We start from the raw sequence: 13,179 nt of genomic DNA on the forward strand, positions 1-13,179 counted from the left end.
GGGCGGGGTCAGGTCGGCGGGAGCGGTGCTGGGGTTGCGGGCGTCGGTTCGCATCAGCGACCACCGCCCTTGCGGTAGCGCTTGATGACGGCCTGATGGGTGACGCCGAGGGCGTCGCCGATCCTGACCCAGGTCACCCCGTCGGCGCGAGCATCGGCGACGGCGATCTCGACGGCCTCCTCCAGCACGGAGCGAAGCACGCCGAGGTCGTAGAGGCGGGCCTCCGCGTCGGCGAGAGCGGGATCGCCCAGACGCCAGTGGAACGCCTCGACGTGATCGAGGGCGGCAGCATTCGCAGTCATCAGCGACCACCGCCCATCACGGAGGCGACGGCGGCGCGCTGACGCGGGGTCAGCGGCGTGTTGGCCAGGCGCTCACCGGCACGGCGACCGGCGGCACGGGCGACGGCGATGACGGGATCGAGCCCATCAGACTGCGGAACGGGGGTCGAGTCCTGGGCGATCCCAGGACGGTCCAGCGCGGAAGCGCGGGGAGCGTCGATAACGACAGACATCGGAAGACCTCAGACATGAGTGTGCTTCCGGTTCCCCGCCACCGTAGTTGGGCTGTTTGACCGGCTACTCATCCGGGAGCAGAACCCCGCGCTTCAAAGTCGCGGCCCCGGTGGGATCTTCTTGTCTGTAACCATTCTCCCATGACTCGACTCACCATTGCAATGACGAGTCGAGCCATGAGTCAGTCGCGTCTCGGCTCTATCCGAATGAGATCGGGGTCGAACTTCACGTGACCAGGAACGATGGGCTCGATGGTCACCGTCACCAGTTCGTCCACGAGCATCCGGCGACGGTCCACGTCCAACTCCTTCCACTTCGACTCGACCACCTCGCGGCGCTCCGCGGTGCCGACCGGCTCGTCAACGTCCGCGAGCAGCTTCGCCGCCACCGACACCGATCGGTCGAGCAGCTCCGCGTCGATCTCGTCGATGCGAGCCTTCACGTCGTTGATCGCCGCGGTGATCTCCAGCACGGGCTGGTGGATGTCGCGCAGCAGCGGGCTCAGCTCCTTGACGCGCTCGGCCAGGGCGTTCCGCTCGGTCAGCAGCTCTTCGCGGTCCGGCCCAGCGTCTTCCTGCGGCATCACGAGGTCGTGCACGTCCGCCGAGGACAGTCGGGTGAGCACCGCCTCGGTGACCATCGCGTCGACGGGCTCGCGCTGGCGGGTGAGGTGGAACTGCTCACCGCAGCGGTACGTCGGCTGCTTGCGGCTGTTCGTCCCTGAGACGAGCGTCGCGCCGCACTTCCCGCACAGCCCGATCGTGGACAGGAGGTACTTCGGTTGGTTGCCCTGCCTCGCCGACCTCCGCACGTTGTCCTCCAGCTTCGCCACCGCAGCCCGCCATGTCTGTTCGCTGACGATGGGCGGGAACCCCTCGCCCTGCACCGGGTACAACTCGCCCGAGTCGTAGTGCTTGATGTAGCCAGCGTAGAGCGGATTCGCCAGCAGGTACCGCACGGCATCGACGGAGAACTCCGACCCGCGCGCGGTGAGGTGTCCGGCCTTGTTCAGGTCCTCGCGGATGCGACGGATTGACAGCGACGGCTCGCCGAGGAACGCGTCGAAGGCCCGCCGAACCGCGTTGGCCTCTTCCTCGATCAGCTCGCCCTCCCGCGTCCAGCCGAACGCCTTCCAGGTGGACGCCGGTATGCCCTCGGCACGTCGGCGCTCGTTCGACCGGATCTGACGCTCGGCCTTGCGACGTGCCTCGAACCGGGCGAGAGCGGCGAGCATCGTCGCCCGGAACTCGCCGTCCGCCGTCGAGAGGTCGATCTCGCCGTCCACCGTGACGACCCGCAAACCGAGGTCGATCAGCGTGTTCAAGTCCTTCGTGCTGCGCAGCAAGCGGTCCATGTCCACGGCGACGACCATCGAGAACCGACCCGCCCGGGCGTCGTTCAGCATCTCGGCCCACCGAGTGCCAGCGCGGCGCTTCTTCGTCGCCGACACCGCGTTGTCGTCGTAGACCTCGACGACCTCCCAGTCCTTCGCCTCGGCCAGCGCCCTGATCTTCCGCAACTGGGTCTCGACAGTCCACCGGTCGCCCTTGCGGTCCAACGAGGCGCGGACGTACGCCGCCACCTCGTTCGTCTTCCTCAGCGATACCAGTTCGACCATGCAACCAAGCTTACGTCAACGAGTGTTGCAACCTCGATATGTGCTACCGCATGTCGATGACGCCGGTGCCGACCTCGATGTTCTTCGTCCGGGCGGCGATCGCGCTGAGCAGCGGCATGGGCGAAGCGGCCTGCTTCGCGAAGTGGTGGACACGGAAGTATGCGCCGTTGACGCCGATCTCGTCGGCCCCCACACCGATCTCCACGGCCTGCTGGAGTGCTTCCTTCGCGCCGTACTCTCCGGGGGCGCTGCCGGGGCCGTAGTGGCCGAAACTGAGGAATCCGAATGCCTTCATACTCACGACAACCGGGTCGGGCCATCAGTTATTCCGTCAAGTGAGAGCGGAATGCCGATCACCAGGAACGATGAGCTGGGACCACGACGGTGCCACGACTGAATGTGTGTCTGCCCGGGAACGACGAAGGCCCCGTCGCGGACGACGGGGCCTTCTCCTGCTCCCCCGGCTGGGCTCGAACCAGCGACCCTTCGATTAACAGTCGAATGCTCTGCCAACTGAGCTACGGAGGAATGTGGCAGCGACCTGCGCACGAGAAAACAGCATAGCAAAGGTCCGACCACCCCGGCAAAACGAGGGCGTGTGCATTGGCTCACATGCACGCATCCGACCTCCGGGTTGCCCCACCTCGGCGGGATGGGAATCCGCACATTCGCCCGAATCTGAGGGTCTTCTCGGCTACCGCGCGGTACGATCGGTGGAGACCCCGAGCCCATCCCCGACGGAAGCAGCACACGTGACGATAGTGGCCATCGCCCTCGCCGTTCTGGCAGCCGTGGCCCTCGCGCTCGGGGCCCTCTACCAGCATGACGCGGTGGCCGATCAGGACAACTCCCACAACGGCCTGAGCTGGGAGCACTTCAAGGAGCTGCTGGGCAACCGGAAATGGCTGCTCGGACTCTTCATCTTAGGACTCGGCACCCTGGGCAACTTCCTCGCACTCGCGCTCGCCCCCGTCATGGTCGTCCAGCCGATCGGCGCGTTCTCCCTCATCGTCTCCGTCCTCCTCGGCGTCCGCTACCGAGGACTCAAGGTCAACCGCCGCCTCGTCCAGTCCGTCGTCTGGTGCACCCTCGGCGTGACCGTCTTCGTCGCGCTCTCGGCGACGACGGCACGGACGCAGGTCCACCTCGGCGCCGATGCCATGCCCCTGGTGTGGATCACCGGGATCATCGTCGTCATCGGCCTGGTCATCATGATCTTCTTCAAGCATGCGCCCCAGCTCGTGCTCATCACCGCCGCCGGCCTGCTCTTCGCGTGCGTGGCGACCAACGCCCACCTCGTCAGCGTCCAATTCCTGCGGGCAGGCATCGAGAACGTCACGTGGCAGAACGTCGTCGCCCTCATCGCCGCCGCCGCCTTGGGCTCGTGGTACGTCCAGAACGCGTATGCGGCCGGCCCGCCGGAGATGGTCATCGCCGGGCTCACCGTCGTCGACCCGATCGCCGCGGTCATCCTCGGCTCCGTCGTCCTCGGCGAGGCGAAGGAAGCCCCCTTGTGGCTCATCATCGTCATCACGATCACAGGATTGGTCGCGTGTCTCGGGGTCGTTGTATTGTCTCGGTATCATCCCGATGTCCGAGACCGCGAGAACGCCCGCCGCGACGCCCGCAGAACAGACCAGCTGACCGACACCGAGGAGTGTTGAACCCTGTCCGCACAATCTCCCACCCCCGCACGCCGCATCCTCATCCCCACCGAGACCTACGCCCCTGAGGTCAACGGAGCGGCGAAGTTCGCCGAACGACTGGCAGCGGGACTCGCCGCTCGCGGCAACGACGTCCACGTCGCGTGCCCCTCGGCCACAGGCACCCCCTCGGTCTCCGTCGAGAACGGCGTCACCGTCCACCGGCTGACCTCCCACCGCTGGATGCTCCATCCGACGTGGACGATCTGCATGCCGTGGGAGACGAAGCCGGAGATCGCCCGTCTCCTCGACACCCTGCGCCCCGACATCGTCCACACCCAGGCGCACTTCGTCATCGGCCGCTACGCGTTCTCCGAATCGATCCGCCGCGGCATCCCCGTCATCGCCACCAACCACTTCATGCCCGAGAACGTCCGCCCCTACCTGCGCGCGCCCAAGCCCCTCATCGACGGCGGCACGGCCCTGGCCTGGTGGGACCTGCGGAAGAAGTTCCAGTCCGCGGACTTCATCACGGTGCCCACGCAGCTCGCCGCCGATCTGCTCACGCAGAACGGCTTCACCTCCCCCATCCGCGCGGTCTCCTGCGGCATCGACCTCGAACGCTTCTCCCACCTCCAGGATGAGGAGCATGCGCCGGGCCTCGGTGACGGCGACGCCCCACGGGTGCTCTTCGTCGGCCGTCTCTCGGCGGAGAAGCACGCCGACGACATCGTCCGCGCCGTCGCGAAGACCGACCCGGCGCTCGGCCTCGAGGCCGACATCGTCGGCGGCGGCGACCAGGAGGAGCCGCTCAAGGCGCTCGCCGCCGAACTCGGCATCGCCGACCGCATCCACGTCCTCGGCAAGGTCAGCGACACCGAGCTCATGGACGCCTACGCCCGGTGCACGTTCTTCTGCATGCCCTCGACCGCCGAGCTCCAGTCGATCGCCACGCTCGAAGCACTGGCCTCCCGCAAACCCGTCGTCCTCGCCGATGCGGTGGCTCTGCCGCACCTCGTGCGCGACGGCGTCAACGGCTACCTCTTCCCGCCCCGCGACATCGACGCCCTCGCCGACCGGTTCACCCGGATCTGCACGCAGACCGACGCCGAACGCGCGGCCATGTCCAAGGCCTCCCTCGACGTCGTCGCCGTCCACGACATCGAGTACACCCTCGACACGTTCGAATCGATCTACGCCGAGGTCATCGCCGGCGCCGTCGACTCCGCCGCCTGAGCGGTCCGGCTCAGGACCGCCGCCCGAAAGACTGAGCTCAGCGCCGCCGCCTTAGAGACGGGATTCAGGGACTCGGTGCGGTGCCGTCGGCGAACGTCGAGGCGTCCGCGGCTGTCGGTGGCAGGAACACGCTCGGTTCCCGCCGCAGCTGCGCGAAGTCGACACCGTCGACGAGGTCGTCGATCGTCGCCCACGGACGATCCCCGAGGTCCACTCCCCCGTCGCCGCCGAGCGACCGCCACACCCACGCGTAGACGTCCGCCGTGCTCCAGCCGAGCGCGGTGAGTTCTTGGGCGGTGACAGCGCCGTCGCGTTTGGCCAGCCTCGCCCCGGATTCGCCGAGGACGAGCGGGACATGCAGCCACGACTGCTCCGCGGCGCCCAGCAGTCCGCCGAGGTGGGCCTGCCGGGGCGCCGATGACGCGAGGTCGTCGCCCCGGACCACTTCGTCGATGCCGCTGGCGGAATCGTCGACGACGACGGTGAGGTTGTAGGCGTACACACCGTCCCCGCGACGCAGCACGAAGTCATCGACCGGGGCCGTGATCGTCCCGAGCAGACCGTCGGCGACGGTGATCTCCGCGTTCTCCGTACGCAGGCGCAGCGCCGGCTGCCTGCCTGCGGCAGCGAGCTCGGCACGTCTGCGGACTCGCTCTGCCTCGCCGAGGCTGCGACAGGTTCCCGGGTACGCTCCGGGCGGCGCATGGGGTGCCGAAGGAGCCTGTTGGATGTCCCGGCGCGAGCAGTAGCACTCGTAGACGAGTCCCGCCGCGGACAAGGTCTCGACGGCCGCGGCGTAGCGGTCGAGGCGCTGCGATTGGACGAGGGGCTCCTCGTCGGGGACGACGCCGAGATCGGCGAAGACCCTCAGCTGCGCCGCGGCCGCCCCGGCCCGCACCCGGTCGAGGTCTTCGATGCGCCAGAGGAAGCGCCTGCCGGTCTGACGGGCTCGGGCATACGCGAGCAGACCGGTGCGGATGTTGCCGATGTGGAGGTCACCGCTGGGGCTGGGAGCGAATCGGCCGGCCGGCCCGCTCACTTCGCCGACACGAGGTCGGCGTACTGCGGGAAGCGTTCGAGATAGTCCTGAACGTACGTGCACTGCGGCACGATCGTCCCGCCCTCGGCCCGGATCTCGTTGAGCGCGAGGGTGACGAGGGTGCGGGCGAACCCGCGCCGGGAGTACTCCTCGGAGATGATCGTGTGCTGGAGCTCGAGCGCACCGGACTCGGTCTGCCGGTAGGCGAGGAATCCGATGAACGCCTCATCGTCGGCGCTGAAGAGCTCGAAGCGGTCCCGGTCGCGGTTGCGTCGCATCGTCACCGGGGTGGCACTGAGTTCGGGTTCCATCCTCACGTCCTCATCATCGCACGGGTGCCGTCGTCAGTCCTTCGCCCTCGACGTCGGCTGTGGTCTTGCGCTGCAGCCTGCGTTCGAGCCACCGTGCGAAGCCGGCGACGATCATGTTGATGACGATGAACAGCGCGGCCCCGACGATGAACGTCGGCAGGAGGTTATTGTACTCACGGCCGATGAGGTTGACCTGGTAGAGCAGGTCCTGATAGGTGACGATGTAGCCGAGCGCCGAGTCCTTGAGGAGGACGACGATCTGGGCGATGATAGTGGGCATCATGGCCCGCAGGGCCTGCGGCATGAGGACGAGGCTCATCACCTGGCTCGGGCGCAGCCCGATCGCCATCGCAGCCTCCCGCTGTCCTTTGGGCACGGCGAGGATGCCGGCGCGGATGATCTCGGCGAGCACCATCCCGTTGTAGAGGGTCAGGCCGATGACGACGGACCAGAAGGGTCCGATCGTCTTGCCGAAGAGGAGGAACGTCGCGAAGATGAGCAGGAGCACGGGCACGCCGCGGAAGAACTCGAGGACGATCGTGCCCGGGACCGAGATGATGCGCTTGGACGACAGCCGCAGCAGAGCGAAGACGACACCGACGACCAGAGCGAGCACCGAGGCGACCGCGGCGACCTTGAGGGTCGCGAGCATGCCCTCGAGGAGGACGAGCTGGATCTGGGTGAACGTGAACGGATACCACTTCTCGGGTTCGAGCTGACCCGCCTCGGCGAACTTCCAGATGATGAACGCGATGAGGCCGGCGAGGACGATCGTCGAGACGATCGAGAGGATGACGTTGTTGCGGCGGGCCTTGGGGCCGGGCGCGTCGAAGAGGACCTCTGTCGGTGCGCTCATCGCAGGATCACCAGCTTCCGCTCGAGGTAGTCGAAGATTCGTCCGAGGATGAGGGCGAGGACGAGGTACGCGCAGGCGGTGCCGAAGAGGATCGGAATGACGAGGTCGCCGCGCAGCTCGATCGCGTTGCGCATCGCGGAGATGAGTTCGCGGTTGTTGAACGCCGAGGCGATCGACGTGTTCTTGAGCATCGCGATGACGACGCTGCCCAGCGGCGGGATGACGGTGCGGAACGCCTGCGGAAGGATGACCTCGGTCAGCGTCTGGTTGAACGTCAGCCCGATCGCCCGGGCGGCCTCGGCCTGCCCGACGGGGACGGTCTGGATGCCGGCTTTGAGCGTCTCGGCGACGAAGCACGCGGTGTACGCGGTGAGCGCGAGCGTCGCGTAGGCGAAGGAGTTGAACGAACTCGAATCGCCGAAGCGGACGTCGAGGAAGGGCAGCCCGAACGCGCAGAAGAACATCACCAGGGTCAGCGGGGTGTTGCGGACGATGTTGATGTACGTCGAGGCGGCGATCCGCAGCACCGGGGTCGGTGAGACCCGCATCGCGGCGAGGATCGTGCCGAGCACGAGGGAGCCGACCAAGGCGACGGTGAAGAGCTTGACCGTGCCCCAGACGCCGGAGCCGAAGAGCTCGAGAAGCTGGATGAGATCCATCCCGGGTTCCTTAATCGATGCGAGGGCACCGCGTGGTGCCCTCGCATCGCATCAGTGTGCGGACTCAGTCAGTAACGGTCGACCTCGGGCATCTTCACGCCTTCGGACGAACCGAGGGTGTATTCGAAGCCCTTCTTCCAGTCGCCGTCCGACATGCTCTTCTCCACCGCATCGTTGACGGCGTTGCGCAGGGCGGTGTCGCCCTTGGGCAGGCCGATGCCGTACGGCTCCTCGGAGAACGGCTTGCCGACCACCTTGAGTTCGCCCTCGTTCTGCGCAGCGTAGCCGCGGAGGATCGCGTCATCGGTCGTCACCGCGTCGACGGCACCCGACTGGAGGTCGGTGACGCACTTCGAGTAGGTGTCGTAGGTGACGAGTTCGGCGTCCTTGTACTCGTCCTGGATGCGCTGGGCCGGGGTCGATCCGTCGACGGAGCAGACCTTCTTGCCCGCGAGGTCCTCGGGACCGGCGATGTCGGAGTCGGCCTTGACGAGCAGGTCCTGACCGGCGACGTAATACGGTCCGGCGAAGTCGACGACCTTCTTGCGCTCATCGTTGATCGTGTAAGTCGCGATGACCATGTCGACGGTGCCCTGCTGGAGGAAGGGCTCACGGTTGGCCGAGACGGTCTCGACGAAGTCGAGCTGGTCGGGGGTGAAGCCGAGCTGCCCGCCGACCATCTTCGCGATCTCGATGTCGAAGCCCTCGGGGACATCGGACCCGGCCTTGACATTGCCGAGACCCGGCTGATCGAACTTGACGCCGACCTTGAGCTTGCCGGCGTCCTTCGCCGCCTGCCACGTCTTCGAGTCCTTGACGTCGGCACTGTCGTTGACCGGGTACTCCGGGGCCGCCGCCTGGGACCCGCCGCCTTCGGCGGGAGCATCGGGGGTGCCGCCCTGGCCGCAGCCGGAGAGGGCGAGCAGCCCGACCGCGACGGCGGCGATTGAGACTCTGAGCTTCTTCATGGTTTCTCCTTGTGAGTGTCGTGCAGAACCAGGTGGTCGGATCAGTTGGTGAGGATCTTCGAGAGGAAGTCCTTGGCGCGGGAGCTCTGCGGGTTGGTGAAGAACTCGTCGGGATCGGCGACCTCGACGATCTCCCCGTCGGCCATGAAGACGACGCGGTTACCGGCCTTGCGGGCGAAGCCCATCTCGTGGGTGACGACGACCATCGTCATCCCCTCCTTCGCGAGTTCGACCATGACGTCGAGGACCTCGTTGATCATCTCCGGGTCGAGCGCCGAGGTGGGTTCGTCGAAGAGCATGACCTTCGGCTTCATCGCCAGGGCCCGGGCGATCGCGACACGCTGCTGCTGACCGCCGGAGAGCTGGGCGGGGTACTTGTCGGCCTGGTGGGCGACGCCGACGCGTTCGAGCAGAGCCATCGCCTGCTTGTCCGCGTCGGACTTCTTCAGCTTGCGCACCTTGATCGGTCCCAGCGTCACGTTCTCGAGGATCGTCTTGTGGGCGAAGAGGTTGAACGACTGGAAGACCATGCCGACGTCGGAGCGCAGCTGCGCGAGCGCGGCGCCTTCGGCCGGCAGCTCCTTGCCGTCGATCGTGATCGAGCCCGAGGTGATCGTCTCGAGCCGATTGATCGTCCGGCACAGCGTCGATTTGCCCGAACCGGAGGGACCGATGACGACGACGACCTCACCCTCGTGGATGTCGAGGTTGATGTGCTTCAGCGCATGGAAGTCGCCGTAGTGCTTCTCGACGTCCGTCATCGAGACCAACGGCTGTGATTCAGCTCTCATGTGCACCGATCTTAATGAATGACCAGCTCACATGAGAAACCCTGGGTGTTCACAGGAGAACTGAGATGAACTTGTGACCTAGCTCGCGCTGACGATCCGCTCGCCCTCCTCGCGGAGTTCGACCTTGCGGATCTTGCCGGAGACGGTCATCGGGAACGAGTCGCGGACCTCGACGTAGCGGGGGATCTTGAAGTGGGCGAGACGTCCCGCGGCGAACTCCTTCACCTCGGCGGCGGTGAGTGTGTCGAATCCGTCCTTGAGGATGACCCAGGCCATGAGCTCCTCACCGTACTTCTCGTCCGGGACGCCGATGACCTGGACGTCGCTGATCGCCGGATGCTGGTAGAGGAACTCCTCGATCTCACGCGGGTAGACGTTCTCCCCGCCGCGGATGACCATGTCCTTGATGCGACCGGAGATGTCGACGTAGCCGTCCTCGTCCATGATCGCCAGATCACCGGTGTGCATCCACCGGGCCGCATCGATCGCCTCGGCGGTCTTGTCCGGCTCCTCCCAGTACCCGAGCATGACGGAGTACCCCCGGGTGCACAGTTCGCCCTTCTGCCCCCGCGGCATGGTGAGCCCTGTGACAGGGTCGACGATCTTCACCTCGACGTGCGGCATGACCCGCCCCACGGTCTGGGTGCGGGCCTCGAGCGAGTCGTCGACACGGGTCATCGTCGACACCGGTGAGGTCTCGGTCATGCCGTAGCAGATGGCGACCTCGGACATGTTCATGTCGTCGATCACCCGGCGCATGACCTCGACCGGGCACGGGGATCCGGCCATGACCCCGGTGCGCAGGGTGGACAGGTCAAAGGCGGAGAAGTCCGGGAGCCCGAGTTCGGCGATGAACATCGTCGGCACGCCGTAGAGCGAGGTCGCCTGCTCCGCGGCCACGGCCTCGAGGCTCGCGGCCGGATCGAAGCCCGGCGAGGGCAGGATGACCGAGGCACCGTGGCTGAGCGCTGCGAGATTGCCGATGACCATGCCGAAGCAGTGGTAGTAGGGCACGGGCAGGACGACGGCGTCGGCGGGGCTGTAGCCGAGGAGTTCGCCGATGAAGAACCCGTTGTTGAGGATGTTGTGGTGGGAGAGCGTCACCCCTTTGGGGAAGCCGGTCGTCCCCGAGGTGTACTGGATGTTGATCGGTTCGTCCGCGGAGAGTTCGGCGGCGGCCTGCTCGAGGCGGACGGCGTACTTCGCTCCGTCGTCGTCGAGCAGCGCCCGGCCCTGGACGAGGAGGCCGGAGAAGGTTTCGCGCTCCCCCAGCGTGACGTCGCCGACGAGTGCCTCGGGCACCGTGTCGAGGAAGATGAGTTGGAGACCGGGCACCGCGGCGGCGACCTCCGTGGCCAGGGCGTGGAAGTCCGAGTGGGGTGGGGCGAGGATCTGGGAGATGAGCAGGGTCATACCGGACTGCTTGACGACATATTCGAGTTCGTGGGCGCGGTAGGCGGGGTTGACGTTGACGAGGATCGCGCCGATCTTCGCCGTCGCGTACTGGACGAGCGCCCATTCCCCGACGTTCTGGGCCCAGATGCCCACCCGGTCGCCTTTGCGCACGCCGCGGTCGAGGAGGGCAGCGGCCAGCGCATCGGTGTCGTCGTCGAACTCTCCGTACGTCCACCGCCGGTCCGAACCCCGGTCGACGAGCGCGATGTGCTCGCGGTGTTCGGCGGCGTTGCGGCGGATGTTCGCTGCGATCGTCTCCCCGCGCAGCGGTGCCTGCGAGGGTCCGGAGGAATAGGAGAGTTCGGCCACGTCGGTGTGCTCCTTCGCATCGGGGGCGATCAGCCCTGCTGTGATCTACTGCACAGTATGCCGTGGGCGTCCGTCTCGCAAAAGCTGCGGAGGAAATCCCCGGCCCCATCCGCCTCGGCGGACGGGATCTCCGCGACGGGCGCGGTGAGGACAGCAGATCCTGCGTCGATGAGGACGAGCGTGTCGGCCAGCGCGGTGACGTCCGCGGGGTCGTGCGTGATGAGGATCGCGCTGCGTTCGGCCAGCACCTCGGCGAGCACCCGGCGGGTGACGACCCTGACGTCGACGTCGAGGGCGGCGAGGGGTTCGTCGAGGAGGAGCAGCGTGGGGTCGACGACGAGCGCCCTGGCCAGGGCGATGCGCGCGGCCTGGCCTCCGGAGACGGCGTCGGGGCGACGGTTCGCGCACTCCCCCACGCCGAGGCGGTCGAGCATCGCCGCGGCCTGTGCGCGGGCGCTCTCGCGCCGGAGTCCGCGGGCGCGCAGACCGAAGGCGACGTTGTCGAGGACGCTGAGGTGAGGGAAGAGCAGGGGGTGCTGGCTGAGGTGGACGATGCCGCGGGCATGGACGGGCGGCCAGAGGCCGGCCGCGACGTCGAAGACGGTCCGATCCCCGATGCGCAGGGCTCCGGACTCGGCCGGCAGCGCCCCGGTGAGGATCTCGAACATGCTCGACTTCCCGGCGCCGTTGCGGCCGATGACCGCTGTCGTCGTGCCGACCGGGATATCGAGGTCGAGGGCGATGCCGCGTGCGGATTCGGTCGCCTGCAGGCTGATCGTGCCGGTGGCGTCGCGACTGATCGTGCCGCTGCTCGTACCCCTGCCGTGGACACGGTCGAGGGTGCGTGCGGACCCGAGACCGTCGGCAGCGTCTCCGGCGGCAGGGTCGACGGACTCGGCGGTGGCCTCAGCGCTGCCCCGAACTGCGCGCAGCCTCGGCGCATGGGGTGAGCGGTAGGCGAGGACGATGATGACGAGGGCGACGACGATGAGGAGGAGAGACAGCGCGATCGCCGACTGCGGGTCCGATTCGCGGACGAGGTAGATCTGCAGCGGCATCGTCCGGGTCACCCCGGACAGGGAGCCGGCGAAGGTCAGCGTCGCCCCGAACTCACCGAGGGAGCGGGCGAAGCAGAGCACGGTCCCGGTCATGATGCCGGGGATGAGCATGGGCACGGTGACGGTGAAGAACACTCTCGTCGGGGCGGCCCCGAGCTCGGCGGCCGCAAGCTCCCAGCGCTGTCCGCGGGCGGCGACCGCGGTCTCGACCGACATGACCATGAAGGGCAGGGAGACGAAGATCTGGGCGACGACGACGGCGGCGGTCGTGTACGCGAGCCCGAGCCCCGCCTCGGTGAGGAGGCGGCCGAGGTAGGCCGAGCGCCCCCACGTGTAGAGCAGGGCGAGACCGCTGACGACCGGGGGCAGGACGAGCGGCAGGAGGATGAGGGTGCGCATGAGGCGCTGACCGCGGAAGCGGGTGGTCGCGAGCAGGTATCCCAGCGGGAAGCCGATGATGAGGCTGATGAGCGCCGCGATCGTCGCGGTGAGCAGGGACAGTCCCATCGCCAGCAGGGATTCGGGGGCGGTGATGACCTCGCCGAGGCGGCCCGGATCGATCCGTAAGAGGATCCCGATGATGGGCACGAGGAGGAACGCGGCACCGAGCGCCGCAGGGATCCACAACCAGGCCGGAGCCCCGGTAGGGCGGCGCAGGGGTGCGGGCATCAGCGGGTCCGGGCAGCGGCGCAGGGATCCGCAGCGCAGGGCACGGCGGCGC

14 protein-coding genes and 1 tRNA gene are annotated in these 13,179 nt (G+C 67.4%); 2 read left to right on the top strand and 13 right to left on the bottom strand.

What is annotated here, in order from left to right:
• Nucleotides 1–53 precede the first annotated feature (53 nt).
• The 5 genes from AAHA49_RS05400 to AAHA49_RS05420 form a co-directional block, all read right to left on the bottom strand.
• Nucleotides 54–302 carry a hypothetical protein gene (locus AAHA49_RS05400; RefSeq protein ID WP_094426308.1) on the bottom strand — a complete coding sequence of 83 codons (249 nt, stop codon included), beginning with the start codon at nucleotides 300–302 and terminating at the stop codon, nucleotides 54–56.
• Nucleotides 302–514: a hypothetical protein gene (locus AAHA49_RS05405; RefSeq protein WP_342037492.1), complete on the bottom strand. Its 213-nt coding sequence runs from the start codon at nucleotides 512–514 to the stop codon at nucleotides 302–304. The genes AAHA49_RS05400 and AAHA49_RS05405 overlap by 1 nt, the downstream gene beginning before the upstream one ends.
• A 182-nt stretch (nucleotides 515–696) precedes the next feature.
• Nucleotides 697–2,133: a recombinase family protein gene (locus tag AAHA49_RS05410; protein ID WP_342037493.1), complete on the bottom strand. Its 1,437-nt coding sequence runs from the start codon at nucleotides 2,131–2,133 to the stop codon at nucleotides 697–699.
• Between the two features lie 43 nt (nucleotides 2,134–2,176).
• Nucleotides 2,177–2,428 (bottom strand): LLM class flavin-dependent oxidoreductase, encoded by a 252-nt coding sequence (locus AAHA49_RS05415; RefSeq protein ID WP_342037494.1) that lies wholly within the window; start codon nucleotides 2,426–2,428, stop codon nucleotides 2,177–2,179.
• A 160-nt stretch (nucleotides 2,429–2,588) separates the two neighbouring features.
• Nucleotides 2,589–2,661: transfer RNA gene (locus AAHA49_RS05420), tRNA-Asn, on the bottom strand.
• 224 nt (nucleotides 2,662–2,885) lie between these two features.
• Between AAHA49_RS05420 and AAHA49_RS05425 the strand changes: the two genes are divergently transcribed.
• Entirely contained in the window at nucleotides 2,886–3,797 is a 912-nt protein-coding gene (locus AAHA49_RS05425; protein ID WP_342037495.1) for a DMT family transporter, read from the top strand.
• Nucleotides 3,798–3,839: 42 nt separating this feature from the next.
• Nucleotides 3,840–5,012 carry a glycosyltransferase gene (locus tag AAHA49_RS05430; RefSeq protein ID WP_342037539.1) on the top strand — a complete coding sequence of 391 codons (1,173 nt, stop codon included), beginning with the start codon at nucleotides 3,840–3,842 and terminating at the stop codon, nucleotides 5,010–5,012.
• Nucleotides 5,013–5,076: 64 nt separating this feature from the next.
• On the opposite strand, the gene gluQRS is transcribed toward AAHA49_RS05430, so the two are convergent.
• The 8 genes from gluQRS to AAHA49_RS05470 form a co-directional block, all read right to left on the bottom strand.
• Nucleotides 5,077–6,051 (bottom strand): tRNA glutamyl-Q(34) synthetase GluQRS, encoded by a 975-nt coding sequence (gene gluQRS / locus AAHA49_RS05435; RefSeq protein ID WP_342037496.1) that lies wholly within the window; start codon nucleotides 6,049–6,051, stop codon nucleotides 5,077–5,079.
• Nucleotides 6,048–6,362, bottom strand: a complete 315-nt coding sequence (locus AAHA49_RS05440) for a GNAT family N-acetyltransferase (RefSeq protein WP_342037497.1) — start codon at nucleotides 6,360–6,362, stop codon at nucleotides 6,048–6,050. The genes gluQRS and AAHA49_RS05440 overlap by 4 nt, the downstream gene beginning before the upstream one ends.
• A 13-nt stretch (nucleotides 6,363–6,375) precedes the next feature.
• Nucleotides 6,376–7,218 (bottom strand): amino acid ABC transporter permease, encoded by an 843-nt coding sequence (locus AAHA49_RS05445; protein WP_342037498.1) that lies wholly within the window; start codon nucleotides 7,216–7,218, stop codon nucleotides 6,376–6,378.
• The gene (locus tag AAHA49_RS05450; protein ID WP_342037499.1) at nucleotides 7,215–7,877 is read right to left on the bottom strand and encodes an amino acid ABC transporter permease; all 663 of its coding nucleotides are present in this window, start codon (nucleotides 7,875–7,877) and stop codon (nucleotides 7,215–7,217) included. Before AAHA49_RS05450 ends, AAHA49_RS05445 begins: the two co-directional genes overlap by 4 nt.
• 68 nt (nucleotides 7,878–7,945) lie before the next feature.
• The gene (locus AAHA49_RS05455) at nucleotides 7,946–8,845 is read right to left on the bottom strand and encodes a transporter substrate-binding domain-containing protein (protein WP_339391750.1); all 900 of its coding nucleotides are present in this window, start codon (nucleotides 8,843–8,845) and stop codon (nucleotides 7,946–7,948) included.
• A 41-nt stretch (nucleotides 8,846–8,886) separates the two neighbouring features.
• Nucleotides 8,887–9,615: an amino acid ABC transporter ATP-binding protein gene (locus AAHA49_RS05460; RefSeq protein ID WP_339391978.1), complete on the bottom strand. Its 729-nt coding sequence runs from the start codon at nucleotides 9,613–9,615 to the stop codon at nucleotides 8,887–8,889.
• Between the two features lie 99 nt (nucleotides 9,616–9,714).
• On the bottom strand, nucleotides 9,715–11,400 hold the full coding sequence (locus AAHA49_RS05465) for an AMP-binding protein (RefSeq protein WP_342037500.1): 1,686 nt from the start codon (nucleotides 11,398–11,400) through the stop codon (nucleotides 9,715–9,717).
• A 29-nt stretch (nucleotides 11,401–11,429) separates the two neighbouring features.
• Nucleotides 11,430–13,127, bottom strand: coding sequence for an ABC transporter permease (locus AAHA49_RS05470; protein ID WP_342037501.1), 1,698 nt, complete (start codon nucleotides 13,125–13,127; stop codon nucleotides 11,430–11,432).
• Between the last annotated feature and the right edge of the window lie 52 nt (nucleotides 13,128–13,179).

Origin of the sequence: Brevibacterium ammoniilyticum (genome assembly GCF_038429965.1) — a bacterium.
GTDB classification, from domain to species: domain Bacteria; phylum Actinomycetota; class Actinomycetes; order Actinomycetales; family Brevibacteriaceae; genus Brevibacterium; species Brevibacterium ammoniilyticum.

What these genes read in the sequence shown, in the direction of transcription:
- AAHA49_RS05400 (WP_094426308.1), bottom strand. Translation starts at nt 302, where the DNA reads ATGACTGCGAATGCTGCCGCCCTCGATCACGTCGAGGCGTTCCACTGG.
- AAHA49_RS05405 (WP_342037492.1), bottom strand. Translation starts at nt 514, where the DNA reads ATGTCTGTCGTTATCGACGCTCCCCGCGCTTCCGCGCTGGACCGTCCT.
- AAHA49_RS05410 (WP_342037493.1), bottom strand. Translation starts at nt 2,133, where the DNA reads ATGGTCGAACTGGTATCGCTGAGGAAGACGAACGAGGTGGCGGCGTAC.
- AAHA49_RS05415 (WP_342037494.1), bottom strand. Translation starts at nt 2,428, where the DNA reads ATGAAGGCATTCGGATTCCTCAGTTTCGGCCACTACGGCCCCGGCAGC.
- AAHA49_RS05440 (WP_342037497.1), bottom strand. Translation starts at nt 6,362, where the DNA reads ATGGAACCCGAACTCAGTGCCACCCCGGTGACGATGCGACGCAACCGC.
- AAHA49_RS05445 (WP_342037498.1), bottom strand. Translation starts at nt 7,218, where the DNA reads ATGAGCGCACCGACAGAGGTCCTCTTCGACGCGCCCGGCCCCAAGGCC.
- AAHA49_RS05450 (WP_342037499.1), bottom strand. Translation starts at nt 7,877, where the DNA reads ATGGATCTCATCCAGCTTCTCGAGCTCTTCGGCTCCGGCGTCTGGGGC.
- AAHA49_RS05455 (WP_339391750.1), bottom strand. Translation starts at nt 8,845, where the DNA reads ATGAAGAAGCTCAGAGTCTCAATCGCCGCCGTCGCGGTCGGGCTGCTC.
- AAHA49_RS05470 (WP_342037501.1), bottom strand. Translation starts at nt 13,127, where the DNA reads ATGCCCGCACCCCTGCGCCGCCCTACCGGGGCTCCGGCCTGGTTGTGG.